Annotated in this window: 12 protein-coding genes; all 12 read right to left on the bottom strand. The window is 33.7% G+C overall.

What is annotated here, in order from left to right; genetic code table 11:
• Positions 1 to 44 precede the first annotated feature (44 nt).
• The 12 genes from Q0921_RS18705 to Q0921_RS18650 all read right to left on the bottom strand — a co-directional run bounded on the left by Q0921_RS18705 (position 45) and on the right by Q0921_RS18650 (position 20,319).
• On the bottom strand, positions 45 to 1,046 hold the full coding sequence (locus Q0921_RS18705) for a hypothetical protein (RefSeq protein ID WP_299259571.1): 1,002 nt from the start codon (positions 1,044 to 1,046) through the stop codon (positions 45 to 47).
• A 153-nt stretch (positions 1,047 to 1,199) separates the two neighbouring features.
• Positions 1,200 to 2,060, bottom strand: a complete 861-nt coding sequence (locus Q0921_RS18700; protein WP_299259569.1) for an alpha/beta fold hydrolase — start codon at positions 2,058 to 2,060, stop codon at positions 1,200 to 1,202.
• Between the two features lie 130 nt (positions 2,061 to 2,190).
• Positions 2,191 to 3,003, bottom strand: coding sequence for a LytTR family DNA-binding domain-containing protein (locus tag Q0921_RS18695; RefSeq protein ID WP_299259567.1), 813 nt, complete (start codon positions 3,001 to 3,003; stop codon positions 2,191 to 2,193).
• A 77-nt stretch (positions 3,004 to 3,080) separates the two neighbouring features.
• The gene (locus tag Q0921_RS18690; RefSeq protein ID WP_299259566.1) at positions 3,081 to 3,356 is read right to left on the bottom strand and encodes a F0F1 ATP synthase subunit epsilon; all 276 of its coding nucleotides are present in this window, start codon (positions 3,354 to 3,356) and stop codon (positions 3,081 to 3,083) included.
• A 94-nt stretch (positions 3,357 to 3,450) separates the two neighbouring features.
• Positions 3,451 to 4,959 (bottom strand): F0F1 ATP synthase subunit beta, encoded by a 1,509-nt coding sequence (atpD, locus tag Q0921_RS18685; protein WP_299221453.1) that lies wholly within the window; start codon positions 4,957 to 4,959, stop codon positions 3,451 to 3,453.
• A gap of 418 nt (positions 4,960 to 5,377) precedes the next feature.
• Positions 5,378 to 6,958: a G-D-S-L family lipolytic protein gene (locus Q0921_RS18680; RefSeq protein WP_299259565.1), complete on the bottom strand. Its 1,581-nt coding sequence runs from the start codon at positions 6,956 to 6,958 to the stop codon at positions 5,378 to 5,380.
• 24 nt (positions 6,959 to 6,982) lie between these two features.
• Positions 6,983 to 9,748: a TonB-dependent receptor gene (locus tag Q0921_RS18675; RefSeq protein ID WP_299259564.1), complete on the bottom strand. Its 2,766-nt coding sequence runs from the start codon at positions 9,746 to 9,748 to the stop codon at positions 6,983 to 6,985.
• Positions 9,749 to 10,024: 276 nt separating this feature from the next.
• Positions 10,025 to 12,748, bottom strand: a complete 2,724-nt coding sequence (locus tag Q0921_RS18670) for a TonB-dependent receptor (RefSeq protein ID WP_299259563.1) — start codon at positions 12,746 to 12,748, stop codon at positions 10,025 to 10,027.
• 273 nt (positions 12,749 to 13,021) lie between these two features.
• On the bottom strand, positions 13,022 to 15,697 hold the full coding sequence (locus Q0921_RS18665) for a TonB-dependent receptor (RefSeq protein WP_299259562.1): 2,676 nt from the start codon (positions 15,695 to 15,697) through the stop codon (positions 13,022 to 13,024).
• Positions 15,698 to 15,896: 199 nt separating this feature from the next.
• A complete protein-coding gene (gene glmS / locus Q0921_RS18660) occupies positions 15,897 to 17,744 on the bottom strand; it encodes a glutamine--fructose-6-phosphate transaminase (isomerizing) (RefSeq protein ID WP_299259560.1) in 1,848 nt (615 codons plus the stop codon).
• Between the two features lie 20 nt (positions 17,745 to 17,764).
• A complete protein-coding gene (locus tag Q0921_RS18655; protein WP_299259558.1) occupies positions 17,765 to 19,495 on the bottom strand; it encodes a DUF4270 domain-containing protein in 1,731 nt (576 codons plus the stop codon).
• 14 nt (positions 19,496 to 19,509) lie between these two features.
• Positions 19,510 to 20,319, bottom strand: a complete 810-nt coding sequence (locus Q0921_RS18650) for a glycogen/starch synthase (RefSeq protein WP_299259556.1) — start codon at positions 20,317 to 20,319, stop codon at positions 19,510 to 19,512.
• Between the last annotated feature and the right edge of the window lie 103 nt (positions 20,320 to 20,422).

The following is a 20,422-nucleotide window of genomic DNA, read 5'->3' as shown; positions in this document are numbered from 1 at the left end:
TAATTACTAAAAGCTTTTCTGGTTTGGTTTAATCGAGTTGGTTATTATTCTATTCCTAAATATGGATTGTATACATATGTTTTGCTAAAACTTCCTAAACCATTAAAATATTCATCTACTAAATGAGCCGGATAATAAGCTAATCCACCTGCCAATAATCCTTGATTTCCTCCATCGTTTCTATCATCCCAATTCCAAGGAGCATTAGCTGATCCATTACCATAGGATTTCTGAAACGACTTCGCATTACTAAATAGATCCGTATTAAAACGCTGATCCCACATACCATCATTTTCGAATATATTGACTAGTTTATACTTAACATTTCTATCATAGATATCTGATGGATATTCGCTTTTTGTTTTACTAGGATAATATACTACATAGTCGCTTCCTCCAGGTTTTTGCTTTGCATGAGCTTTGATACCATGACCTTTTGCTTCTGCAGAAGTTTTGAAACGATTTACTCCGTTATGATTTTCAGTGGTTAATGTACCGTCTATATTTTCATTTCCATTGGTTAACCCAGAATTAGAGCCTTTGTATGAATAGAAGTCTGAATGAAATACGGTTACAATTCCTAGAGCTTCTCCATAAGTAGAGCTATCTTTCTTTATAATCGTAAGTACTCCTTCCAAATCATTTTCGTGTTCATCAATACGATATAAAAACCAAATATCAGTCCAATCGCGAGGATGAAAGAATGCATAGGTAATAAAATAGTGAGTTGATGTTTCTACCACAGAATAATAACTAACTGCATTTCCTTTTCTGGAAGAACTGACAATATTACTCCAGTTATTTCTGGCATTAAGATCACCATCAAAATCATATCTTGTGATATAGTCGGCTTTTCCATTTAACCCGTGAGAACCCGTTCGATCCACATCTTGATAATGAACAGGTGCGTGTTGATATGCCAAATCTAAATAGAAATTGGCATTCTTCTTCTCAGGAAAATTTTCTTCAAAATTGTTTACATCCTCGGCTGTTTCGCAACTATAAAAAAATGTAATTAGGACAAAAATTGTTAAGATTTTTTTCATGTTTAGGTGATTTTACTAAGTTAGTTAAGCACCTAAATTAATACGGTAATTGTTAGTTTAGTTTACTTCAACTTTAAGACTTTATGAAACTAACATTGATCAAAAGTTATGAATGTTATCTTTCTTTAAACATCTCAACAGCAAAACATATAATCAATAATCTATTATGTCTATAAATTTTTGAACGTATTCTTCTTCATAATCAAATATTGCTTTAATATGTTTTCCTTCAATTTCCCAAAACTGCGTATTAGATTTATCAGAGGCTTCATAAAGCTTCTTTCCTAACCCAAAAGGAACCTGTTTATCAATAACACTATGAACAATCCATATCGGCTTACTGATCTTTTTTATTTCATTCTCAGCAGAAAAATCATTATTCATTAATAAAGGGATCAACCATTTAAAATTCTCTAGACCTAATGCATTTGCATACACCTTTCCGATATCAGGAAACGAATTAAATGTGCCTTCTAAAATTACTCCCGTTATCTTATCATTACGTTCCGCTGCATTCATTGTAGCAAATGCTCCTCCTAGCGACTGCCCCCAGATAAGTATTGGAGTATTTTTCACCTGAACATCATCAAGTATTTTATCAAATACATATAGAGCGTCCTCTTTTAACGTTAAAGAATTATTAGCTACTCCTGTAGATTCCCCAAAACCTCTGCGTTCAAAACTAAAAACCTGAAACCCTTTTTTAACTAATATTTCATAATATTTTCGGGATGCCATTAAATGCATTCCTTTACCTGGATAATGTATAATTGTTGCCCTTGCTATCTGAGAATCTGGTTTAAAAAGTACGCCATGTAATACTATATCATCATCAATATCAAAATAATATCGCTTATGATTTAATGTAGTTTCAAAATTATCATATGCTAATCCATTTGTTTGATAGATCATCTTATCTGTATATCTCGAAAATCTTACATATATTATACTCCCTACTATTATAAAAATCGCTACGACGATATTTATCTTTCCTATTTTAATAAATTTCTTCATTTTTAATATTTCTAACTGTTCAATGCTGCAAATAAATATGCTATCATATACACAAAAAAAAGAATGTGATGATTACATACTTTTTGTGGTAGAGAAATATTTTTTGTGGTGAAATTTTAAATTGCTGTGGTCAATTCGTATGAGATTTTACTACATCAAAATAAGTTTTAGATACAGGAATTACTTCTTCTATATTTTCTAGACGTACTTTACCATTCTGGGCATTACCTTCTAAAGAAGAAATATAACGAGGATTAATAATATATGACCTATGAACTCTTATCATACTCTCTAATTGATCAAGTATAGATGATAGCGTATTTCGTATTACTTTTTTCTTTACCTTTTGTTCTTCCTTGTAATAAATATTTACATAATTATCTTCTGACTTAACATAAATAACATTTGCTAACACAACCACAAACGATTCTTTTTTTAAAGAACTTTTTAGTAACACCTTTTTATCATATATCAAATTAGTTTCCTTTTCAGTGTTGATAGTTTTACCATAGTAACTTCTTAAAAAAAATGACACTACAGATAGAATTATTCCAAAACCTAGAAATATAAATCGAAACCATTCTATAAAAAAATCAAACTTGATATAATTTGATCTATTATTTATGAGTAGCTCTGTATAAAAAAAAGCAATTATAATTGCCACAGATATGTAGAGAAAACAGAACACTAATTCTTCCGTCCATTTCCATCTTTTAAAATTCATATAGTAATATCTCGATAAAAAGTAGAGAGAAATATATACTACTAAAGAAATAATTCCATAACCAATAAAATAAAGATCCTTATAGGGGTGATTAAAATTATTCGCTCCAAAAGGTTGTAGAAAAATAAGTATAAAAACTACCACAAAACTAAGAATAGCAGCGATCATTAAATGATTTCTAAGTGATATAGAATATGGAAAAGGCTTATTAAAAAACATAAAAAATCCCTGTTGACATAAGTAACAGGGATTAAATATAACAATCTTTATAATTGTAATAACTAATAAAAATACATTTAGTCAGCTAAAACAATTACTTTATTATCTTTCATTTCGATCGTTCCAGAATTAATAGAAAGAAGTGTAACGCCATTTTCTTTAGAAAACTTCTTTACTACTTCCTCTTGCAGATTTATATCTCCATACACTTTTACATTTCCTTTTCCTAATAAAGAAACGATTGGCGCGTGATTATCTAACATCTGAAATTCTCCGTTCACACCTGGTACAGCAACAGAAGTTACTTCACCACTAAATAAAACTGCTTCTGGAGTTACTATTTCTAAATACATATTTTTAAAGTATTGAGTATTGAGTAATTAGTATTAAGCAAATAATGAGAAAAATATCACTCTCACTACTCATTACTAACTTCTCTATACTAATTTATGCTTCAGCTAACATTTTCTCACCAGCTTCGATAGCTTCTTCGATCGTACCCTTAAGGTTAAACGCTGCTTCTGGTAAGTGATCTAACTCACCATCCATAATCATCGTAAATGCCTTAATAGTATCTTTAATATCTACTAAACATCCTGGGATACCTGTAAACTGTTCTGCTACGTGGAATGGCTGAGATAAGAAACGTTGTACACGACGTGCACGTCCTACCGCTAATTTATCTTCTTCTGATAATTCTTCCATACCAAGAATCGCGATAATATCCTGTAATTCTTTGTAACGCTGTAAAAGCTCTTTTACTCTTTGTGCACAATTGTAGTGCTCATCTCCTAAAATATCTGCTGTAAGAATTCTAGATGTAGAATCTAATGGATCCACCGCTGGGTAAATACCAAGCTCCGCAATTTTACGAGATAATACTGTTGTTGCATCTAAGTGAGCAAATGTTGTTGCTGGTGCTGGATCCGTTAAATCATCCGCAGGTACGTAAACCGCTTGTACAGATGTAATAGATCCTTTCTTAGTAGAAGTAATACGTTCCTGCATCACACCCATCTCTGTAGCTAGTGTTGGCTGATACCCTACTGCTGATGGCATACGTCCTAGAAGTGCAGAAACTTCAGAACCTGCTTGTGTAAAACGGAAGATATTATCTACGAAGAAAAGTACATCTTTTCCTTGTCCATCTCCAGCTCCATCACGGAAGTATTCTGCAATCGTAAGACCTGAAAGTGCAACACGAGCACGTGCTCCTGGTGGCTCATTCATCTGTCCGAATACGAAAGTAGCTTTAGATTCTTTCATTACTTCTTTATCAACCTTAGAAAGGTCCCATCCTCCTTCTTCCATAGAGTGCATAAAGTCATCACCATACTTGATAATTCCTGACTCTAACATCTCACGAAGTAAATCATTTCCTTCACGAGTTCTTTCTCCTACTCCTGCGAATACAGAAAGACCACCGTGACCTTTTGCAATATTGTTAATCAACTCCTGAATCAATACTGTCTTACCTACTCCAGCACCTCCAAATAATCCAATCTTACCCCCTTTTGCGTAAGGCTCAATAAGATCGATTACTTTAATACCTGTAAATAAAACTTCAGTAGAAGTTGATAAGTCTTCAAATTTTGGTGCCTGACGGTGAATAGAAAGACCATTATCTCCTGCTTTAGGAAGATCTCCAAGACCATCAATTGCATCACCAATTACGTTAAATAGACGTCCGTACACATCTCCTCCGATTGGCATCTGGATAGTAGACCCTGTTGCAACAGCTTCTACTCCTCTACTTAATCCATCACTAGAATCCATCGCGATAGTACGTACAGTATCTTCACCAATGTGAGACTGAATCTCTAACACCAACTTGGTACCGTCTGCTCTATTAATTTCTAACGAATCGTAAATTTTTGGTAATTCAGTACCGGCAGCGAATGCTACGTCTATAACCGGACCTACAATTTGTGATACTTTACCCGTAACTTGAGACATTATATAACTATTTAATGTTTAGTATTTAACTATTTAAAAGATCCTTTTTTCGAATGTACCGAATACGACCTTTTTTCAGGCTGCAAATATAGGCTTTTAAAATGAAAAAAATACTGTGTTTTATTTTGTTTTTTTTATGCAAAAATCTGAAGCTTATTTCCTGTACAAAAAGTATTGATTTTAGAAGGCTTTATTTGATTTTGAAATCTTTAAATTATGCTTTTCCTTCAATTTATTTTTTATTCTCACTTACATTAAGGCTATACACCATTTACATAATCATCTCCTCATTTATAATCTCAGTTATTTCTAGCTTATTGAAAGAAGATATAACGCCATAACTCAAAAACAATTAGAATAAAAGAACTGGTAAGAATACGTATTCTTACCAGTTCTTTATTCTTTACACACTATTAATTTAAGGCAACATAGTTGAATAAAACGTTGGATAATCCACCGCTTTTACCATTGGTAAATTAGAACCATAAGTAGTGTTAATTGCTTCCATTGTCTTGTTTGCAATAAAAGCATATCCTCTTGCCGTTGGGTGTACTCCATCTAACGAAAACAACCCTCCAAACACTAGATTACCTTGCAGTAAGAATTCATCAAATGTAGTGCCTCCATCAGAAGCTTCGACTAATAAAGCATTAGCATCTACAAAAGCTAACCCTGCTTGCTGTGCTGCAGCAGAAATAGTAGTATTAAATGCTCCAGTCGCAATAGCTATATCCTCTTGTTCTTCTGGAGTTAACACCCACTTATCACCTAAAGGAATAGCAACTCCATTTACGGATAATGGATTGCTCGGATCCGCTAAAGTCCCTATAAAACTGCTTGATGGTAATACTAAAAGATCAGCTTCAGTAGCTTGTCTCATACTAACTAGGCCAGAATTTATTGCAGTTAAATCAGTTAAATCCTCATCTAATATAACTACGGCATTTCCTTCTCCTGCCTGAAAACTAATTTTTCTTTTAGCCATTTCCGCTGTCGCTAATTCTAGTGAAGTCATATCTGATGTAGGTGGAAAAAGAGCTCCTAATGTTAATGGATTAGCTGTTAAAAAAGCTAATACTCCATTTAGTCCATCATTATAAGCAGTGTAAGCAGCGTTTACAGCTCCTGCAGTAGCAGCATCTAGAGGAACCGGATTATATGGCACTGTCGTAAAATGAGCGATTGAAGTTACATCAGGTATATTAGCTACCACACCTTTTGCACCACCAGATGTTAAGGTAGCTACAAGACCATTATATGCTTGATTAAACATTCCGGTATCCGTTATTGGATCTGTACCATCTCCTCCAGTCAATGCATATCCCAATACATCATTATTACCAATCCATAATGAAAAAAATGTAGGATTCTGATCTATAGCATCTTCTAATACAGATGCAGTAGGGCTAGAGGCTATACGCACATAATAAGGGTTTGCAAGCGGAGGATCCGCTGCTAACCCTGCAGCATTGCCATACCCATTAGCTAATAGGTGAAAACTTTTAGCTCCCGGAATTCCCAGATTATTAAAGCTTGATCCCAGATTAGTGGTAGCTTCTGTTGTAGGTGTTTCTGGTGAAAAATCTAAGATATCGGGAACAATACCTAAAGGGTAGGGACCAGAATTAAAGTCATCATCAGGATTAACGTCACTATAAAAATAAAATCTAGGTCCGAAACTACCATTAGTCATTGGCATTCCTCCAAAAAGGAATCCTCCTATATTGTCATTCATAAGAGGCTGCGTAAATGCTCCACCTCCTGCCAATGCAAACTGTTGCGCTAAAATATTCGGCATTGAATTTTCTTGCCCAGCAATAAACAATGCTCCATCTGTAAAACCAGCAGTTAGAGAATTTCCTAATGCTACAAAGGTCGAAAAATCAGCAGTTCCAGAAGTGATCACTACTTCTTCCGTTGTCCCCAATTCGTCATCTGATTCACAAGCTATAAATCCAAAAACCAATAAGATTAATAGCCATTTATATTGAGTTTTCATATTTCTTAAAATATTTTGCATTAATTATAAGTTGTTTATTGATACACCTATGTAATATTGAGATCCAATAAATCCAGTACCAAAAGCAGTAAAATACTCGTCTCCTAATATATTAGTAGCACCTCCCTTAATGGTTGCTTTTAATTTTGGGATTGTGTAATTAATTTGCGCATTAACGACATTGAAAGAAGGTACATTTCCATCTCCAAAAGAGGCTTCCCAAAAATAAGAATCACTCCAAGTCCAACTAGTATTGAATCCAAAGTTTTTAAACAATCTAGTATTACCAAAAGACGCCTTCACTTTATGCTCTGGAGTATTAAAATTTGTTCTAAAATCAGGATCTTCACTCTTATCAAAATCTAGCTTTGTGAATGTATAATTTACTCCCACATCAAAATTTCCAAATATCTTGGTATCCACACCAACAGTCCCTCCAAATGATTTAATATCTGCGTCAGAATTAGTGTACGCCTGATATATTTCGGTATCACCATTTTGTAAAGCAGCAAGAGATAGCGTTCCGTCTCCAACCTCTCCATAAAGAGGAACCAATACATTTTCTGTCGAAATAAAATCAGTATAAAGATTGTAATAACCACTTAAATCAATAACAAACTTATTGACTTTTCCTCTGTATCCCACCTCGAAGGCTATAACCTTTTCAGGCTCTACTAGGTCCACATTAGACACAGTTGGAGCACCATTCAATACAGAATTTAATGAAAACGAGTTTTCATAAGCTTGTCTACCCACTACATTAGCAGTACTGCTACCAGTTAATATTTGACCATCACCACTTAGGTCAAAAGTTCTAACGTCTCGGTCCAAGTTTTCTGAGGCAGATCCTACAAGAATAGCCCTACCTACATTTAATCCAATAAACAAATCCTGTGTTGTGGGATTTCTAAAACCAGTCTGCGCGGAGAAACGAATATTATGATTTCTGTTTTCTCCAGCGGTATAACCTAAAGATAGTCTTGGAGAAAAGTTTCCGTCAAATAATTCCGACTTATCATATCTAATAGAACCTGTGATTTTTAACCTATCATCTACTAATTTCTTTTGAATCTGCGTGTATACTCCAAATTCTGAGTAACGAATAGGTCCGTCGAAATCGGTAAAAATAGTTCCTGAAGAATTCAATTTATATTCTCTGAAAGACCCTCCAACCTGAATATCAGCAAAATTTTCTGTAAGATGACTAAAATTATAATTAACATCAACGTGTTTTAGTTGACTGGCATCCTGAAATTTAGACCCTGTAGCAAGATCAGGATCAGAGGTTACTCTTCTAAATGCGCTTTCAAATTCTGGAGTACCAGGAATCAGTCTTCCAGTATCAGCGGTTTGTCTAGCAATTAAGTGAGCTTGTTCTGGTAGTTGACCAGCGAGAGTTGCCTGTGCAAAAGTACCAGCATATTCACCAAACCAAGTTTGATCATCTTTCCATAGTCTGTTTATATTAATTCCTGTAAACCTAGAATCATACGAATCTCCTGCATCCTCATCTGTAATATACCCTCTAACAAAAAAGTTTTTGTTTTTAATTTCCAATTTATGTTGTTGTAAGAAAAAATTACGAATAGAATATCTATTTGCTCCTTGATAAATTGTGGTCCCTCTACCAACTTTTCCTAAGTATATGATTTCTAAATCATTTGCAAAAGGTCGATAGTGCAAAGCTGCGTCAAACTTGATACTTTCTGCTCCATAATTATTTAGATCACTTTCTAAATACCCTGTTCTACTAACCTCTTCATTAGGCAATAAATTCTCTGCTCCAGCAGGCAATACACCTAAATTAACCAGCGCTACTCCAACTCCCCTGATGTTAGTACTTACTTCATCTCCATAAACATTCAATCCATCATAATTGGGATCTAATCTTGTACCTGTAATAATATCATCTGATACACTCACTTCACTAGTAGCAAACCAATCTGTTCCTCTTAAGTATGAGAAATTAACTTTTGCCGCGAACTTATCTGAAAATGCATGCGCTACTCTAATTCCATAATCGTAGTACTCATTATCACCAGCAGCATCCTGTGAAGTAATACCGCCTTTAACATAGGCACTTATTCCTTGATGATCAAAAGGGTTTTTACTCGTCATAAACAAGATCCCATTAAAGGCATTCGCCCCATATAGTGCAGAAGATGCTCCAGGAAGCAACTCTATACTATTCACATCTAATTCTGTCATCCCTAATAAATTACCTAAAACAAAATTTAATGCAGGCGCAGCATTATCCATTCCATCAACTAACTGTACAAATCTAGTATTGGCAAAATCTGCAAACCCTCTAGTATTTACTGATTTAAAGGTTAAACTATTCGTATTAATATCAACTCCCTTTAAATTTTCTAAACCATCATAAAAATCTGCAGCTGGTGTGGTTTTTATTTTCTTTATTCCAAAGCGTTCCACACTTACTGGTGATTCAAAAACACGTTCTGGTGTTCTTGAAGCAGAAATTATCACTTCATCTAATTCCGTTCCTTCTTTTAAGGTAATCCTTAAATCACTTGAGCTAGCAGTAATATTTACAGTAGTAGACTCAAAACCAACACTACTTACTATAATAGTAAAAGGAGGTGTTTCCTCCAATGTTAAGGTAAATAATCCGTCAAAATCGGTAACTGTACCTACCGAAGCCCCTTGTAATGCAATGTTAGCCCCTGGGATTGGTTGATTGTTATTATCAACGACTGTCCCACTAATTGTTGTTTGTGCAGTAGAAATAATGCCTATAAAAAGCATCATTCCTAACGTAATTGTCCTCATATTCTAGATTAGTTTTTATGTTATGACAACAATATACGTTTTTTTACTAATTCTTTAAAAAAAAGTTAAAAAGTTGTGTTTTTATCAAATACAACTCTTATATATTGAAAATTTATTTAATTATTACACTAACTACTTGTTTTTATCTAAAATCAAAAACCTTAACAAAATGATTCATTGTTCGAAAATTCTTAATATTTTAAATAAAAAAAAACCTGCTTGAAAAATTTCAAACAGGTTCAAATATTATTAATTTCAATCTTAAAATCTATTAATTTACAGGTTATTTATAGACAATCCTATATAGTATTGTGATCCTATAAAACCAGTACCAAGAGCAGTAAAATATTCTTCTCCTCCAATATTAGTAGCTCCAACTTTAAGTATTGATTTTAGTTTTGGTATTCTATAATTTAACTGTGCGTCTATTACAGTAAAAGAAGGAATTTCTGCTGAACCAAAAGCATCATTCCAAATAAAACTATCGCTCCATCTTGCACTCGTATTGAAACCGAAATTCTGAAAAACATTTCTATTCCCAAAAGTTAATTTCACCTTATGTTCAGCTGTATTAAATTCTGATTGAAAAGTACTCTCATCATCTAATTCTAAATCTTCCTTAGCATACGTATAGTTCACTCCAAAATCGAAATTATTAAACACCTTACCATCCACACCAACAATCGCTCCATACGAATTTACATCTTCCGTAGAGTTGGTTGAAATATTGTATACCTTAAAATCTCCATTTGCAATTGCTTGAAAGGATTCTACAGAACCTACAGTTCCATAAAACGGAACCAAAACATTATCACTAGTAATAAAATCTTTATACATATTATAATAAGCACTTACTTCAAGTGATATCTTATTATAATCTCCTCTGTATCCTAATTCTATACTTGTTACCTTTTCTGGTTTCACCAATTCCACGGCTGATTGAATTAATTGTGATGGGTCTGATGTTTGAGAAAAAGCAAATGCAGAGGCCAATGTATAGGAATTCTCAAATGCATCTCTTCCTGTTATAGTCACAGAATCTTCACCTACTAAAATCGCTCCATTGGCACTTAATTCAAAATCTCTTTGCTCTCGATCCAAATTATCTTCCGCAGAACCAATTGTAATTGCTCGAACTACATCTAATCCCATGTATAAATTTTGGGTAGTTGGATTCCTGAAACCCGTTTGAAAGGAAGCTCTAATATTATGGTTTCTATCTTCTCCTAAAGTATAACCTAATGCCAGTCTTGGAGAAAAATTACCTTTAAACAACTCAGCTTTATCGAATCGCACGGATCCTGTTATTTTTAATCGCTCATCTAAGACTTTCTTTTGTAATTGTGCATAAGCACCTAGTTCAGAATAACGAATAGGCCCATCTATATCCGTAAATACTGTCCCGAACGATCTTAATACATATTCTCTAAAAGATCCTCCGACTTGTATATCTGCAAAATCATTCGTCAAGTAACTAAGATTATAATTAGCATCTACATGTCGCAGTTGAGTTTCATCCTGAAATCTTGCTCCAGTTGAAAAGTCTGGATCCGATATTACTGAATCAAATACCTCTTGATACTCAGGTGTTCCCGGTACTAACCTTCCTGTATCCGCTTGATTTCTGGCAGCCAAATGTGCTTGATCAGAAGTCAAACCTCCATTTATTCCAACCAAATATGTCCCCGCATATTCACCGAACCAAGTGCGATTATCCTTCCACCTATTATTAATATTAAAGGCAGCTATTCTGGTATCATACGTATCCCCAGCATCTTGAGCAGTTATATAACCTCTAATAAAAAAATTATTGTTTTTAACTTCTAACTTATGTTGTTGTAAGAAAAAATCTGGAGAATAAAACCGATTCGCATTCTGAAAAATTGTTGTTCCTCTTCCTATCCTACCATTATAAATAATTTCAAAATCATCAGCAAATGGTCTGTAATGTAGTGCTCCACTAAATTTTAAACTTTCTGCATCATAATCAACTAAATCTCTTTCCTCATATCCTGTTCTACTAACAAGACCGATACCAGGAATGTTTAGATTTATTTCATCACCATAAACGTTAACACCATCATAATTAGGATCTGTAAGGCGATCAAGCGAAGCATTATTAATATTTGTTCCATTAACAGCAAACCAATCTGTCCCTTTGAAAAAAGAAAAATTCACTTTTGCTGCAAATTTATCTGAAAACGCTTTTGCCATCCTAATACCTACATCATAAAAGGAATTATTTCCTGCAGCTTCTTGAGATGTAACACCTCCTCGAGCATAAGTACTCATCCCTTGATTATCAAATGGGTTTTTACTATTAATAAATAAAATACCATTAAAAGCATTAGCTCCATATAATGCAGATGAGGCTCCTGGTAACAGTTCTATATTACTTACATCCAATTCTGAAACTCCTACTAAATTACCTAAAGAAAAGTTTAATGCCGGCGAACTATTATCCATTCCATCAACTAACTGAACAAATCTCGTATTCGAAAATGATCCGTATCCTCTCGTATTTACAGATTTGTATGTTAAGCTATTCGTATTAACATCTACTCCTTTTAGATTTTCTAGACCACTATAAAAATCAATGGAAGGAGTATTTTTTATTTGTCTAGATCCATAGTACTCAACTCTTACGGGCGATTCGAATATTCTTTCTGGTGATCTTGAAGCAGAAACAATAACAACATCCAGCTCAGTTCCTTCTTTTAATACCACTAGAATCTCTTCAGTACTAGAAGCAATATCTAATGAAACGGTTTCATATCCAATACTACTTACAATTAATGTTACAGGAAGTTTATCCTTTACTGTTAAAACAAACTCACCATCAAAGTCAGCGACGGCTCCAACTCTTTCACCCCTTAACTTAACATTGGCTAAAGGGATTGATTCACCAGCCTCATCTATTACCCTTCCGGATAACGTTGTTTGTGCAAAAGTAAATGCACACCAAAGAGACATACTAAATAATAGTAATTTTTTTTTCATAGATTTTAGGTTTAAGTTCAAGTGCTTGGGACACTAAAATGTCTTACAAAAATTGCTTTTATTCTAAGCTTTTATTAAAATACATCGCCTAAAGTATAAAAAAATCGATAAATAACAATTTTTTTGATAAAAATATTGTTATTTGTAGGTAAAATCCTATAATTTATGATTAACATATTCGTTTAAAATAAAAAATCCCTGTTTAGGAAACTAAACAGGGATTATATTACAGACAACAAGTTAGTTAACTAGTTCATTATCTATTTTCTTATATTAAAAATTATTAATTGTCAATCCAAAGTAGTAAAGTGAACCAATTGGAGCCGTTCCTACTGCCGTAAAATACTCACTACCTCCAATATTAGTTCCACCAAGCTTAAGGGTTGTTTTTAATGATGGTATTCTATAATTAACCTGTGCATCAAAAACAGTAAATGATGGCACATCTCCTACCGCAAAAGCAGATTCCCAAACATATTCTCCACTCCATTTAATAGCTGTGTTGAAACCAAAATTTCTGAATAAGTTATCATGTCCAAAACTTGCTTTAGCCTTATGCTCTGGTGTATTGAAATTAGTTCTAAAACCAGGATCTTCGTTTTGATCAAAATCCTGCTTAGCATATGTATAACTTGCATTAAGATCAAAATCACCAAATACCTTAGCAGTAATTCCTAATACAGCTCCATAAGAGTTTATATCTGCTTCGGAATTTGTAGTCGCTTGAAAACCTGCAAAATTACCTGTACCTATTGCAGCCTGACCCTCAGGAGTTCCTACAGTTCCACTTAGTGGACTTACTACATCAACTGTAGAAATAAAATCTTGATACATATTATAATATCCACTTAAGTCAAGTAGTAATTTACCAAAATCCGCTCTATAACCAATCTCAACAGCTGTTACTCTTTCTGGTTGCACAATATTAGGATTCGCAATTTCTAATGCATCTGTTCCACCTGATCTTATAAAAGCTTCTACAGATTCTGCAGTATAAGAATTCTCATATGCAGCACGACCTGTAATAACTGTACCATTTATCGTTCTTGTATAACGATCTAAATTATCTGGAGCCGAACCTACAATAGCTCCTTCTCCAATATCTAGACCTAAATATAAATCCTGAGTAGTAGGGTTTCTAAAACCTGTTTGGATAGAAGCACGAAGATTACGGTTTCTATTCTTACCAAGCGTATATCCTACAGAAAACCTTGGAGAGAAATTACCATCAAATAATTGAGATTTATCATAACGAACGGATCCAGTTAATTTTAATCGATCGTCTAATAATTTTTTCTGAATTTGAGAATAAATACCTAATTCAGAATAATTAATAGCACCATCAAAATCAGTATAAAAAGTACCTTCAGAATTTAAAGAATATTCTCTAAATGATCCTCCTACCTGAATATCAGCAAAACCATTAGTAATATGACCAAAATTATAGTTAGCATCTACATGTCGTAACTCAGTTTTAGAAATAAATCTTGATCCTGTTTGAAAATCAGGAGTACTTGTCACTTCATTAAATGCATCTTCAAAACCAGTAGTACCAGGCTCCAATCTACCTGTATCTGCAAAATCTCTAGCAGCTTGATGTCTTTCCTGATCCGTACCTGATGCTGTAGCAAATGTAGTAGCATACTCTTGGAACCAATCTTCATCACTTTTCCATCTTCTGTTAATATTAATTCCTGTAAAGCGCATATCATATGTATCTCCCGCATCTTCTGCAGAAATATAACCCCTTACAAAAAAGTTGTCATTCTTTACTTCTATTTTATGTTGTTGAAAAAAGAAATCCTTTAGAGAAAATCTGTTAGAATCCTGAAAGATTGTTTGACCTTTACCTAATTTACCTGCATAGATAATTTCAAAATCATTACTGAAAGGCTTGAAATGCAAAGCTCCATCAAACTTGATACTTTCAGCATTATAATCTGTTAGATCAGATTCATTGTACCCAGTTCTGGTTACAACACCTGCACCCGGCAGAAGTGCTCTAACTTCATCACCATAAACGTTTAGACCATTATATGCAGGATCTAATTCACGGCTTTGTCCAGGATTTTCAATATTATCTCTACTTGTAGCAAACCAATCCGTGCCATTCATAAAAGAAAAGTTAGCCTTGGCTGCAAAAAAATCTGCAAACTTATGAGCCACTCTTATTCCCACATCATAATATTCATTATCCCCAGCTGCTTCCTGAGATGTAATTCCCCCTTTTCCGTAAGCACTAATCCCTTGTTTTTCAAAAGGACTCTTACTGGTCATAAATAATATTCCATTAAATGCGTTAGCACCATATAATGCAGATGATGCTCCCGGAAGTAATTCGACATTCTCAACATCTAGCTCATTCATTCCGATAAGATTACCTAATGCAAAATTTAAAGAAGGAGACGTGTTATCCATTCCATCTATTAACTGAACAAAACGAGTATTTGTAAATGAAGCGAAACCTCTTGTATTGATAGACTTAAAAGTTAAGCTATTCGTATTTACATCTACTCCTTTTAAGTTTTCTAAACCACCATAAAAATCTATGGAAGGTGTATTTTTAATTTCTTTAACACCAAATCGCTCAATACTTACCGGTGATTCAAACAAACGTTCCGGCGCTCTCGATGCAGATATTACGATCAAATCTAGAACATTACCTTCAGTAAGAACTATGATCACTTCTTCTGATGTCGAAGTTACTTCCACAGAACTAGCTTCATATCCAATACTACTCGCAGTAATCTTAAAGGGTGGTTTTTTAGTCACTGTAAACGAAAAAAGACCATCAAAATCAGTAACTGTTCCTATAGTTTCTCCTTTTAAAGAGATGTTTGCTCCTGGAATTGGTTGATTAAAGTCATCTACCACTCTACCATTGATAGTTGTTTGCGCATTACTAATAACACATATCAATAGTGTTACTATAAAGGTGATTTTTTTCATAAATAGGTTATTTTAAAGTTTAAGTCTATTTAGGGACTTAAATTTGTAAAAATGGGTTTTCTACATTTTGGCCGCGAAACTAGCAAAAAAATATTTATAAAAACAATTTTGATCTATTTTTTATCGATTAAATGCAAAAATGTGCGATATATCGCACATTTTTGCATTTAAATAAGTATTTTTCTATGTTCCAAAAATATTATTCTACTGTAACGGATTTAGCAAGATTTCTTGGTTGATCTACATTTTTATCTAACATGACTGCAATATGATAAGATAATAACTGAAGTGGTATTGTTGTTAAAAGCGGAGTAAGAAACTCAATGGTTTCCGGTATTTCGATTACGTGATCTGCAAGCTTTTTTACAGTTTCATCTCCTTCTGTTACAATCCCTATGATCTTTCCTTTTCTAGATTTAATTTCTTGAATATTGCTTACTACCTTTTCATAATGCCCCTTTTTGGTAGCAATTACAACCACAGGCATATGCTCATCGATAAGAGCTATAGGGCCATGTTTCATTTCTGCAGCAGGATACCCTTCTGCATGTATATATGAAATCTCTTTTAATTTCAAAGCACCTTCTAAAGCTACCGGGAAGTTGTATCCTCTTCCTAGATATAAGAAATTTTTAGCTTCTTTGTACTTATCAGCAATTAATTTAATATGATCATTAGACTCTAATGCAAGTTTTACTTTTTCAGGAATACGTTCCAATTCCTGTAGATAGTAATGAAAATCACTATTAGAAATCGTTCCTTTTCTTTCGGCTAATTTTAATGCAATCAATGATAGCACTGTAATCTGCGTTGTAAAAGCCTTGGTAGACGCCACACCAATTTCCGGACCTGCATGGGTATAAGCTCCTGCATGTGTTTCTCTAGAAATAGAAGACCCTACTACATTACATACTCCAAAAACAAATGCTCCTCGCTCTTTTGCTAATTTAATTGCAGCCATTGTATCTGCAGTTTCTCCACTTTGTGATATTGCTATAACTACATCATCTTGATGGATGACAGGATTTCTATACCTAAATTCTGAAGCATACTCTACCTCTACAGGGATTCTTACTAACTCCTCAAAAATGTATTCAGCTACAAGACCAGCGTGCCAAGAAGTACCGCAAGCAATAATCAAAATACGTTTAGCATTCAATAGTTTTGCTAGGTTATCATCAATACCTGCCATTTTTATGATTCCTTCAGCGACTCTCATTCTACCTCTATAGGTATCACTAATAGCACTCGGTTGCTCATAAATCTCCTTAAGCATAAAGTGGTCATACCCACCTTTTTCTATTTGTTCCAGATTTATCTGCAATTCCTGAAGGTAAGGATCAACAAGACTATCATCTTTAATTTTCCTTACTTTTATTTCTTTATTTCTACGAACGATAGCCATTTCGCCATCTTCGAGATATATAGCATTATTAGTATATTCTATAAATGGAGAAGCATCTGAAGCGATAAAAAACTCATCTTCACCTACACCGATTGCCAATGGACTTCCTAGTCTAGCGACAACTATTTCGTCGGGTTTTCGTTTATCAAAAACTGCAATAGCATAAGCACCAACTGTTTGATTTAATGCTATTTGAACAGCTTTTCCTAATTTGACATTTTCCTTTGTCTTTACATCTTCAATCAAATTAACCAATACTTCCGTATCTGTCTCAGAAGTAAAAGTATATCCTCTATTTATTAATTCTTTTCTAAGTGATTCATAATTTTCAATAATTCCATTATGAATAATCACCAGATCTCCAGAATTAGAATAATGAGGATGAGAATTTACATCATTTGGAACACCATGAGTAGCCCACCTAGTGTGCCCTATTCCAACATTTCCATCTGTAGAAATTTCTTTTAATAATCTTTCTTCAAGATCAGCAACTTTACCTTTGGTTTTGGATAACTTAATATCCTTACCATCATAAAGCGCAATTCCTGCAGAATCGTACCCTCTATACTCTAGCCTTTTTAATCCCTTTAATATAATTGGATAAGCCTCCCTATGACCTATATACCCTACTATTCCACACATATGGTTTACTTGTTTGTCGGTTAATTACTTTTTGATCTTGTATAAAAAATATCAAGCTTTAAACGCTTTTCTTCAGGAACATTGACTCCATTTCCATAAAGAATTGTCCCTTCATGGGATATTATAGATGAAAAGGGGATAAGTTCATCTTCAGAGTTATTAGGGGTAAATCCTTCAGCTAATGTTACAACATTAACGTTTTGAGACACTGATAATCCTAGTTTTACATTATCTATATCTTCACTCAAAACATTGATTACATGACGCGTTAATCTTATTTTATAAAATTCTCCATTTTCGTCACTATCTCGACTAATCCTCCCTAAATGGTTAGTAAGAGAGACTACTGGACTAGTTTGATTAGATGTTGGGTCTGCTACAAAGTCAACAAGAACTGCTCCTGTTTCCTGGTTAAAAATATATATCCTCTCCGGTTCGGTATCGCCAGACACCATTTCATCCTGATTGATATAAATTTTCATACTGGCCTCATTAATCAACCAATTCTGTCTTTTCAAGAAATCTAATTCATTTTCTAATTCTCCATCTTCATTAGTCACCATTCCATTAAACAAGTCTATCACTGCATAAGATCCTTCTCCACCTTTCAAAAACAAGTTTTCTTCACCATTAACCTCATCCTGACTATCTAAAGCACTTTCTATAGTAGTATTATCATTTAATGTAGCATTTGCGAAATCAAAATCAATACTATTTACAATATTATTCGAGAAATTAAGTATAAAACTACCCTGACCTCTTATCAGTTCAGTCATATCACCATCCTCATCAGCATCATCCTCATCTGCCTCATTTGTGTCAAAAGAATAAAATAATGTGAAATTTGCATCAGCTATATTAAAAAATATGAGACTTTCATCAGTATTTGTATTCGATTCTGCCTTAAAATAAAAACCTCTGAAATAATTACGAAAATTATTTGCATTACTTAATTCTATACTTCCTTCTTTATCTAGAAATAAGGTTTTAAAATAATTAATAAGTTCTTGATTACCTATCCTTGCGTTGTCCTCATTTAATTCTGTAGCAGCAGCAGCAGCAGCTTCAGAAGCCAATACTAATCTTAAAGCTGGAATTTCAGTCGAAAACTGGGGATCCTCATCCTCATCTGTATCATCATCCTCAGTTAATAAACGTATTTGATTTGATGAAGGTTTAAAATTATTATCAGTAAATAACAACCTGTTCTCTAAACTAGATCCAAAATTGTTCGTAATATCATCAGAATAATACACCTGTCTTTGTTCTCCTCCTTGATCAAGATCAAAATCTCTTAGGAAATAATCAGAATGATAAATAGATAATCTTATTTCGTTAGACCCATACACAGAATCTAGTTCAAATGTATTCGTTACTACACCATCTTCTGTACTTGATTCCGTAATCGTACTAAAGTACGGCAGATTCAAGACTACACTATCCAAAACCGCATTATCCCCAAAACTAGGATTAAATTGACTAGGCAACACCTCAGAAACTACACTATAAACAGATTCACCATACACTGGATCATCATAAATACCTAATAAATTATTAGGTAAACCACTGGTTTGTACTTTTTCAAATCTTTTACTGTAAGCTATTGGAATAGCATTGTATTCGTCATCTTCAAAATTTACATCTCCAATTACCTCACTTCCCACCGAATTAAAATCATCATCACAAGATACAGCAGTAAAAACAACAACTACTATAGCTGTTATTTTGATCAAAACATTTTTCAAATTCATAATAGTTCCTTTTGCTACACCAAAACTTCTGTCTGATAGAAGGCTTCATAGGCGTCAGCAAATTCATCTGGTTTTTTATATTCTAATACAGGTTGATCTATAGTTTTTAAATGTTTGGAAAGTTCTTCAGGAATTTCTTCTGACCCAACAATTATTGCATCAGAATTATCTATTGCAACTTTCATTACATTATTATATGTTGGTTTAGCAAGATCAGTTATCTTCTCTTCATCTATTCCATCGAACTTAACTTTTTCTAACATATTCTTATCCAATGTTCCTTTGTATCCGTGATCATAAACAGAAGTTACAATCTTACTATCGCTAAATAATGGTTCATTAGCATAATAATTTCTTAAATACAATGGCAGCATTGACGCTAACCATCCGTGAACATGAATTACATCGGGAGACCAATTCAATTTCTTAACAGTCTCAATAACTCCCTTTGCAAAAAATATTGCCCGCTCATCATTATCTGGAAATAAGTTTCCTTCTTCATCAGTAAGGGTAGCTTTCCGCTTAAAATAATCTTCATTATCAATAAAATAAACCTGCATCCTCTCTTTGGGGATAGAAGCCACTTTAATAATTAAAGGCATATCCAGATCGTTAATAACAAGATTCATCCCCGATAAACGAATTACTTCGTGTAGTTGATGTCTACGTTCATTAATGTTTCCGTATCTGGGCATAAAAATTCTAATTTGCCCGCCTTTACTGTTTACCATTCTAGGTGCTTCAAAAGACATTGATGAAATCTCTGTCTCTGGTAGGTAAGGTATTACTTCTGATGATACGTACAATATCCTCTTATCTTTCATATGATCTACTTTTCTCGTCTCCTTAGGAATAAATTTTTGCAAAATTACGAAAATTTATGTAGTCTGCCAGTAATATCTTATTTTTGCACGCCTTTAACTTTTA

The organism is uncultured Aquimarina sp., from assembly GCF_947496855.1.
Taxonomy (GTDB): domain Bacteria; phylum Bacteroidota; class Bacteroidia; order Flavobacteriales; family Flavobacteriaceae; genus Aquimarina.
The sequence above is the reverse complement of the archived record's forward strand: the minus strand, read 5'-3'. Positions and strand labels throughout refer to the sequence as shown.

Bases quoted from the DNA above. Each gene is read 5' to 3' on its own strand.
- Q0921_RS18690 (WP_299259566.1), bottom strand. From the start codon at position 3,356: ATGTATTTAGAAATAGTAACTCCAGAAGCAGTTTTATTTAGTGGTGAA.
- Q0921_RS18705 (WP_299259571.1), bottom strand. From the start codon at position 1,046: ATGAAAAAAATCTTAACAATTTTTGTCCTAATTACATTTTTTTATAGT.
- Q0921_RS18695 (WP_299259567.1), bottom strand. From the start codon at position 3,003: ATGTTTTTTAATAAGCCTTTTCCATATTCTATATCACTTAGAAATCAT.
- glmS (WP_299259560.1), bottom strand. From the start codon at position 17,744: ATGTGTGGAATAGTAGGGTATATAGGTCATAGGGAGGCTTATCCAATT.
- Q0921_RS18680 (WP_299259565.1), bottom strand. From the start codon at position 6,958: ATGAAAACTCAATATAAATGGCTATTAATCTTATTGGTTTTTGGATTT.
- Q0921_RS18650 (WP_299259556.1), bottom strand. From the start codon at position 20,319: ATGAAAGATAAGAGGATATTGTACGTATCATCAGAAGTAATACCTTAC.
- Q0921_RS18675 (WP_299259564.1), bottom strand. From the start codon at position 9,748: ATGAGGACAATTACGTTAGGAATGATGCTTTTTATAGGCATTATTTCT.
- atpD (WP_299221453.1), bottom strand. From the start codon at position 4,959: ATGTCTCAAGTTACGGGTAAAGTATCACAAATTGTAGGTCCGGTTATA.
- Q0921_RS18700 (WP_299259569.1), bottom strand. From the start codon at position 2,060: ATGAAGAAATTTATTAAAATAGGAAAGATAAATATCGTCGTAGCGATT.
- Q0921_RS18655 (WP_299259558.1), bottom strand. From the start codon at position 19,495: ATGAATTTGAAAAATGTTTTGATCAAAATAACAGCTATAGTAGTTGTT.
- Q0921_RS18665 (WP_299259562.1), bottom strand. From the start codon at position 15,697: ATGAAAAAAATCACCTTTATAGTAACACTATTGATATGTGTTATTAGT.
- Q0921_RS18670 (WP_299259563.1), bottom strand. From the start codon at position 12,748: ATGAAAAAAAAATTACTATTATTTAGTATGTCTCTTTGGTGTGCATTT.